At 46.8% G+C, this 8512-nt stretch carries 4 protein-coding genes; 2 read left to right on the plus strand and 2 right to left on the minus strand.

What is annotated here, in order from left to right; all coding sequences use genetic code 11:
• The first annotated feature begins 171 nt into the window (after nt 1–171).
• The gene (locus AB4517_RS15295; RefSeq protein WP_050619979.1) at nt 172–1398 is read left to right on the plus strand and encodes an ABC transporter substrate-binding protein; all 1227 of its coding nucleotides are present in this window, start codon (nt 172–174) and stop codon (nt 1396–1398) included.
• A gap of 161 nt (nt 1399–1559) precedes the next feature.
• Nucleotides 1560–4676, plus strand: coding sequence for a beta-galactosidase (locus AB4517_RS15300; protein WP_372128700.1), 3117 nt, complete (start codon nt 1560–1562; stop codon nt 4674–4676).
• A gap of 175 nt (nt 4677–4851) precedes the next feature.
• Here the strand turns inward: AB4517_RS15300 and ygjK are convergent, their stop codons facing one another.
• Together ygjK and ygjJ are read right to left on the minus strand one after the other, a co-directional pair.
• On the minus strand, nt 4852–7269 hold the full coding sequence (gene ygjK / locus AB4517_RS15305) for an alpha-glucosidase (protein WP_372148575.1): 2418 nt from the start codon (nt 7267–7269) through the stop codon (nt 4852–4854).
• A 15-nt stretch (nt 7270–7284) separates the two neighbouring features.
• The gene (ygjJ, locus tag AB4517_RS15310; protein ID WP_004734431.1) at nt 7285–8349 is read right to left on the minus strand and encodes a protein YgjJ; all 1065 of its coding nucleotides are present in this window, start codon (nt 8347–8349) and stop codon (nt 7285–7287) included.
• Between the last annotated feature and the right edge of the window lie 163 nt (nt 8350–8512).

Below are 8512 nucleotides of genomic sequence, written 5' to 3' on the forward strand. Positions count from 1 at the left end.
AGATAAGAATCGATACACGAATCTAGCAATAGCGACGGCTTTAAATCGTTATTGCTATCGATATCCCAAATGGATGAATCATTAAAGAGAAACTAAAACACGAACAACCCTACGAGATAAAACAATAAGAATTGGACTTAGAGAGCTTAGCTCCATAACAAGGACCTCAATATGAAATACGTGAAACATATCGCTGCCAGTGCAGTGCTCGCTGCCTCCATGTCTGCAACATCGTTTGCAGGGACACTCGTTATCAACTCAGATGCTTCTGATCCTGCGCCAAAAGAGGCGTGGGGTGAGATCATTAACCGCTTTGAAAAAGAAAACCCAGATATTACGGTGAAGTACAACTTGTACGATCACGAGTCGTATAAAACAACGATTCGTAATTGGTTGGTCACTTCCCCGCCGGATGTGGTTTTTTGGTATGCGGGCAACCGAATGAAAGCCTTTGTTGACCGTGGCCTGTTTGAGGATGTCAGTGATATTTGGGCTGACAACAACATGAAGCAAGACTTTGCGGCTGCCGCGCCTGCGATGACAGTACAAGGCAAGCAGTTTGGTGTGCCGTACACGTATTATCAATGGGGTATCTACTACCGCAAAGACATCTTTGAGCAATATGGAATTGCGGAGCCGAAAACGTGGGAAGATTTGAAATCTGCGTCTGCAACACTTAAAGAAAATGGTGTAGCGCCGTTTGCGATTGGTACCAAGTACCTTTGGACTGCTGCTGGTTGGTTTGATTATATCAACATGCGTACTAACGGCTTGGATTTTCATATTCAGTTAATGGAAGGCAAAGTGCCTTACTCTGATGAGCGAGTGAAGAAAACCTTCGCTAATTGGGCGGAGTTAGTTGAACCTGGTTACTTCCTAGAAAACCACGCGTCTTATTCATGGCAAGAAGCTCAACCTTTCTTGTACAACGGTAAAGCGGCTATGTACCTGATGGGGAACTTCATCACGCCTAACTTCCCTGCTGAGTTAGATGGCAAGATGGATTTCTTCCAGTTCCCGGTGATCGACCCAAGTATTCCTATGTCTGAAGATGCGCCAATGGATACGCTGCACATACCTTCAAAAGCGAAAAACAAAGAAGATGCTCGTAAGTTCCTAGAGTTTGTTGCTCGCGCTGAAAACCAGCAGCTGATCAATGAGATGCTATTACAGATCCCAACCAACAACAAAGCTAAGGCGAAGTCTGACCCGTTCTTAGACAAAGGCGTCGCGATGTTGGCATCCAGTGATGGTACGGCTCAATTCTATGACCGAGACACCGACCCTGCGATGGCAAAAGAAGGCATGAAAGGTTTCCAAGAGTTTATGGTTCACCCTGAACGAATCGATAAAATATTGAAAAAACTCGATAAAGTGAGCAAGCGTACCTTTAAGTAACATTTCAATAGCCGCAGCTGTTCTGGCTGCGGCTTTTTTTCTTCTCTTAAGGGATTATTGCAAGAGCTGTTTAGTTGGCGTTCGTAATGTTTGAACGCAATGAGGCGCTGAGCATCACTTGCAATGGTTCACGTTAAACGGCTTTTGGTAAGGAACACGTCATGAGAACTTTCTCTCAAATCATCTCTGCCCGTGAGTGGGAAAATCAACACATCACCCATCATAATGTTGTTGAGGCTCATGCTCCTTTAAATAGTTACACCTCGTTGGTTGAGGCTATGACGAAGAACTCGTCGAGCACTATGTCTCTCAATGGGACTTGGAAGTTTCAGCTGTTCGATTCACCAGAGTTGGTTTGCGAAGAGGTAGTATCGGAACATTTTGATGATTCTTCATGGAAGTCGATTTCAGTGCCAAGCAACTGGCAGATGCAAGGCTTTGATAAACCGATCTATACCAATGTGAAATATCCTTTCGCTGATAACCCTCCCTTCGTCCCTAGCGATAATCCGACAGGGCTCTACCGAACGCGTTTTAACTGCACGGAACCGGAGTTATTAGATACCCATAGGCTGACCTTCGACGGCGTGAATTCTGCATTTCATTTGTGGTGCAACGGCAAGTGGGTTGGCTATTCGCAAGACAGTCGATTACCGGCTGAATTTGACGTGTCTGAATACTTGCAAGCGGGCGAGAACACGCTGGTAGTGATGGTGCTGCGTTGGTCTGATGGTTCTTATCTTGAAGACCAAGACATGTGGTGGCTCAGCGGCATATTCCGTGATGTGACTTTATTGAGAAAGCCCAAGGTCGCAATCGAGGATGTTGGTATTGATACTCAGCTAGATGCTTGCTATCGCGATGCGGTTTTAAATATTTCTACGCAAATAACCAAGCACAGCAATGATGTAGAAAGCTGCTATAAGCTGAAAGCTGAACTTTATGATGCTCAAGGACAGTTGGTTTTCGAACCTCAAATCGTGGGTTTTGGTGAGCGTTATGTCGATGAAAAAGGGCCGTGGTCTGAAGTCGCAGAACACCGCATTTCAGTGGTGAACCCGAACAAGTGGAGTGCCGAGTCACCCTACTTATATCGCTGTGTGGTGTCATTGCTCGATGAACATGACGAGCTAATCGATTGTGAGGCTTACGATGTCGGCTTTCGAAGTGTTGAAATTACCGATAGTTTGCTAAAAGTTAACGGAAAACCGTTGCTGATTCGTGGCGTCAATCGTCATGAACATCACCCTGAATTGGGGCACACCATGACTCGAGAGGGGATGATTCAAGACATCAAACTGCTCAAACAAAATAACTTCAATGCCGTTAGAACCGCTCATTATCCGAATCATCCATTGTGGTATGAACTATGTGATGAGTATGGTCTGTATCTGGTTGATGAAGCGAATGTGGAAACTCATGGTCAATTTCCGATGTGCCGTTTATCCGATGATACGTCATGGTTGAATGCGTACATGAGACGAATGACAAGGCTGGTGGAGCGCGATAAAAACCACGCCAGCGTGATCATTTGGTCGCTGGGTAATGAATCGGGTATTGGTCGCAATCACCATGCGATGTATCAATGGGTGAAACAAACTGATCCAACACGTCCCGTTCAGTATGAAGGTGGCGGGGCAGATACAGCAGCGACAGACATTTTATGTCCTATGTATGCGCGGGTTGATTGGGATTTACCTGTGGTTGAGAGTCAACCTGAGGTGACACCTCGCGTGGGTATTCGTAAAGCTATCGCTCTACCAAACGAGCATCGTCCTCTTATTCTCTGTGAGTACGCCCATGCAATGGGGAACAGTCTCGGTAGCTTTGATAAATACTGGCAGGCGTTTAGAGACAACCCAAGATTACAGGGCGGATTTATCTGGGATTGGGTCGATCAAGGGATCACCAAAACCGATTCGAGCGGCAAACAATATTGGGGCTATGGTGGTGATTTCGGCGACGAGATTAATGATCGCCAGTTCTGCATTAATGGTTTGGTATTCCCAGACAGGACGGTGCACCCAACGCTACATGAAGTGAAAAAAGCACAGCAGTTTTATCAATTCAAGCTGGTTTCTGCATCACCACTGGTGATTGAGATTGCTAGTGAGTATTTATTTGATTCAGAGTCTGTCGAAACGCTTAATTGGAATATAACTCAAGATGGAATTGTTCAATGTCATGGCAGTATTGAACTGTTTGTTGAAGCTCAATCCAGTGTGCAGATTGAGCTTGATGGTGTAACTATTCCGAAGACGGCCAACGTACTTAATTACCTTAATCTCGAAGTGGTATTAAACACCAATACTGCATGGGCGGATAAAGGTCATGTGACGGCGATTGAACAGCTTAGCTTACCGACTCAACCGCAATTGATGTTGGATGCTAACCTTTCACAATACCCACCGAAAGTGACTGAAACCGATATGCTGCTGACGGTGATTGGTGATGCTTATCAAGTAGAGTTCGACAGATTGTCTGGGACATTAGAAAGCTGGAAAATCAAAGGGGTGGAACAACTTGCTAGTGGCCTTCGAGATAACTTTTATCGTGCACCATTAGACAACGATATCGGTGTCAGTGAAGCAAACCGTGTAGACCCCAATTCATGGATCGCACGCTGGCAGGCGATGAGGTTAGATAGGCTCACTCCAGAGTGCATCGAATTTTCATCCATCACTCAGAAAAATAGGGTGTCGGTGACTGCAAGAATTGCCCACACGGTGGAAGATCAGGTTCGTTTGTTGTCGACTTGGCAATACCAATTATTTGCCGATGGTGAGGTCAAATTAGATGTGGATGTTCAAGCGGCGAAAGGTTTGCCGTCTCTGCCACGAGTCGGATTTGAGTTTGCTTTGAAGCATGTGCCTGATGGGGTGGAATGGTTTGGTCGTGGGCCACACGAAAACTACCCAGATCGAAAGATGTCCGCACATATGGGGCTATATCAGCAAAGTATTGAACAAATGCATACCCCGTATATTTTCCCTTCTGATTGCGGCTTACGTTGTGATGTTCGTGAGGCAAAAGTGGGTGCATTCGAATTGCAAGGAGACTTCCATTTCTCAGTCAGTCGTTTTGGGTTACAGCAGCTACAGAAGGCAAAACATACTTGTGACTTAACCGAACAAGAACAGCTGTTTGTTTATGTCGATGGCTTCCATATGGGGGTTGGCGGTGATGACTCGTGGACGCCAAGTGTCCATGATGAATTCAAATTATTGAAAGAGCATTACCATTATCAGGTGCGCTTCCATTGTGGTGATAAAGGCTAACGTGCAGCGAATTGAGTAAAAGGATCATAGTAGGCCAAATGATCTAAATGCTTGTTTTTTTAGCTCATTTGGCTTCAAGTATAAAAAAGGCACTCAGCGAGATACTGAGTGCCAAAGCTGGAAATTTATGAGGTTATCTTTTCATTGAATTCCAGAAGACAGGTATAGGTTTGATTTACTCTGCGTCAGTAAAGAAATCGTTGTATAACATGTATAGGTGGGCAGCACTCCAAGAGAAGTTTGGAGCACCTTGTTGTTCACCGTTTAGCGGGTTGTAGTTCTCACGGATAGGACCGTCTTGTACCAAGCCATCGGCGTGGTCGAAGAATGCGCCTGCCATTTCAATCGCATCGTCACGGTAGCCGTAGCTGTCCATACCTTTTAGGCCGAAGTAGAACTGGTCTACCCATACACGTCCACGCCAGTAAATATCTGGGCCAAATGCTGGGCTAGAAAGCGCTGCTGTGCCCAGTGGAACGTAGGTGTTGAACTCTGAGGTATCTTTCATCACAGAGACCACGGCATCAGCGTGAGCTTGTGTTGCTGCACCGTTGAACAGTGGTGACCAACCCTCAGGGCCTTTACCACGCTCGACAATCGGTTTGCCTGCGCAGCCATTGGCTAAAGGCTTGTCTTCAATACGAATGTCATAGAAGAAGTTAGTGCCTTCGTCGAACATACAGGTGTTGATGTAGTTCGATAGGTGCTCTGCTTTTTCACGGAACTCTTTCGCTTCTGCGTCTTTACCTAGAATGTCAGCCATTTCTGCTAGGTACTTGTTATCGCTGTACATGTAGCTTGCTTGGTCAACGGACTCTTGCAGCAATGAATAGCCAAGCAAAGTGCCGTCTTCAGCGCGGTTTTGAGCGAATTCAACATCCCAATCACTGCGCTTGCCACCGTTAGCAACGTACGCGTCTAGCTGGTCTTTATCGATGAAACCGAAGGCTGCTGCATCATCACGACCTGATTCCCAAGACGCAGCGGTTTGAGCTGGGCTCTCGATGTAATCGTAGTTGCCTTCTGCTACCACTTTATCCAGTGCTGCTTGTCCTACGACTGTTTCGTGCTTATCGCCACGAACCACGGTGAAGTACATTTCACCTTCAGGTGTGTTGTGTGCTTTGTCACGAGCAGCGCCATACTCTGGAACGCCATTGCCGTTGTTGTCACGGTTGCGTAGCCACCAATCATGGTATGCCACTAGTTTTGGATACATCTCTTGTAGCCAAGCTTCGTCGCTGGTGGTTTTGTAGACTTCCATTACTGCCCATGCTGCTAGGCTTGGTTTGGTATTACGTTCATTCCAGTTACCGCCATCGCCGCCACGTTCTGGACTTAGGTTGTAAGCGAGTAGATCGGGCACGTAACCTTCATCCCAAGGACGAACGGCATCGTCAGCCTGAATTTGGTAAGCGAACATCGCGCGGATGTTATCTTTCGCTACATCTGGGTTGAAGTGAGCCATTGCGTAGGCTTGCTTCCATGTGTCCCAAGGCCAAGTTTGGTTGCCCGAGAACCAACGTGCCGTCACGGATGGTGTCACAGAGTCAAACTCCATCGCACCTGCAGCGCCACGCCAGTTACCGTTTAGGGTTTCCATCGCTTTAACCGCAACACGCTCTTGCTCTGGTGTCGCGTTCGGGTTGGTTAAACCCATCTCAAGATAGCCTTCCCAACGTTCTGCTGATGCGGCTAAGAAGTCGGTAGGGGTTGCCATGATCTTTTTGATTTCAGGCTGTTCCGCTTGCGCTTCTTCTGCCGTTAGAACATGCGAGTATGTGGTGTAGATAGTCGTCGATGCTTCAATGTTTGCCGTTGAAGTAAACGCTAAACCATCAACCGTGGTTTTCGTTGGAATCGACTTGTGAACTTGGTATTCAGACTCACCAGAAGTCAGTAGATCCCATGTCGAACGAACCTTACCGAAGGTCACCTTTAGGCCATCGTCGGTTGCGACGATTTGACGGTCATACTCAGGGTAAGTTTCAGCGATTGTTTTGTCGGTTTGTGCCACGCCTTCTTTGGCGTGCGTCTTTTCTAGCAGTTCACCATCCCACACTAATTCAACCGGTGAGTCGGTAGTGATTTTTGTTTCTAGCAGAGAGGTACGGTTTGAAGCAAAACGCATCGTCATTTCTACGGTCACATCGTCAGATTTTAGCGTCTGAACCAATGCGCCCGGTAGGCTATAAGCTTCCATAGTGAAAGCCACTTTTTTGCCGTCTTTGAACACGCTTAGGCGGTCGAAGTTATCAGCCATGAAGTTGATGTATTCTTCGGTAAGCAGTGCTGTACCTGGGAATCCGCCCATGCCTTCTGCACTGTCTGGCAGCAGATGACCGTGCCATGCACCTAGGTCGAAGAATGGGTTAAAGCGTTGGTGGTCATCGAAGTCGTAGTCACGCATGTATTCAGGTGAGCCAGTACGGTCGATAACGTTCTTAAATTCGTTGGCTTGCAGTTGCTCTGTGTCAGAGCCTGAGCCTGAGCCTGAGCCTGAGCCTGAGCCAGAGATTGAGTTTGAAGCACAACCAGTAACGACAAGGGCTGCACCGATAGCGAGAGCTGCGAATGATTTATTCAGTTTCATGATCAATTCCTGTTATTACCAGTAGAAGTATTGCATTGCGAACACCTGAGCGTCGCCGATTTCAGTGTCGCTGCCTACGCCAAAGCGGCTATCGAAAGCAGTCGCAAACGCGCCGTTGCCGTATTCATACCAAACGCCAGCATTGATGTAAGAGGTGATTTCTTTGTCGCCATTGTCACCGTCAAAGTTTGCGTAGTTGTAGGCTGCAGATAGGTAAACGCCTTGTGCCGCTTCGTACCATGCACTGGTTTGAATACCAGACTCGCTACCGAAAGACTCTTGGTTGCCTTTATCTGTATCGTGCCAAACACGAGTGGCGAAGTTTTTGTACTCAGCACCCAATAGCAATAGTTCACCACCATCGTTGTTACGAACTTCACCACCACCCATTAGGGTTAAGTCGTCGGTCAGATCGTATTGAAGGTAACCATTGACCATGGCGTTCTTATCTTTCCATTGGTCTGCGAAGCTGTCGTATTTACCGAAGTGAACAAGAGCATCGTCTTCCGAGAAGTCAGACTCTGGCGCGAAAGAAACGCTGTAGCGAAGCTTGCCTTCTAGGTTTTGAATCTTCACACCAAGGTGCACGTCTCGCGTGTTTGAGATCGCGTAGCCGTATTCAACCGTAGGGTCACCCCACCATTGAACGTCATCTAATGAAGAGTCCATACGACCAATCATGAATTCTGTTTTGTTATCTGTGCGGTAGCCAGCGTAAAAGCGGTTGAAACCACCTTCAAAACCGCCCCAGCCGTGGCCCGTTGCCCAAGCATTGCCTTCGTCATCGGCTTGTACTGTCCAGCCCTCCATATAAGCAAGACCAAACCAATTACCGTGCTCGATAGCCAAGCCAGCTTCAATGTAAGTACCGTCTGCGTAGCGGCCTTTATCATCACCTTCGAGTGCCACGTGACCACCAAGGCCAAGCTCACCATAAAAGTTAAATAGGGTTTCAGTTTCTGTCTGAGGAGGCTGAGTATCACTGTGGTTTGCTGCGGACTCTTCCGCGTGGGCAGTGGTACTTAAGGCAGCAAGAATACAGCTTGTAATAAGAGTGTTTTTAGTAAAACTACTTTTCATTTTAATCACTTCTGTGTCGGGGTTATAAATGAAGGTTCGCAAGCAGTTCTGACTTCTAATATGGGGTGCTCTTCAAGGCGTATTGGTCAGGTTACTTACGATCGCAAAACCAATATTAATGATAATTTTGATGTTTAAAATTAATTAAGTTTAAAAGTGTGAT

The sequence above is a fragment of the Vibrio sp. 10N.222.52.C3 genome (genome assembly GCF_041474195.1).
Taxonomy (GTDB): Bacteria; Pseudomonadota; Gammaproteobacteria; order Enterobacterales; family Vibrionaceae; genus Vibrio; species Vibrio crassostreae_C.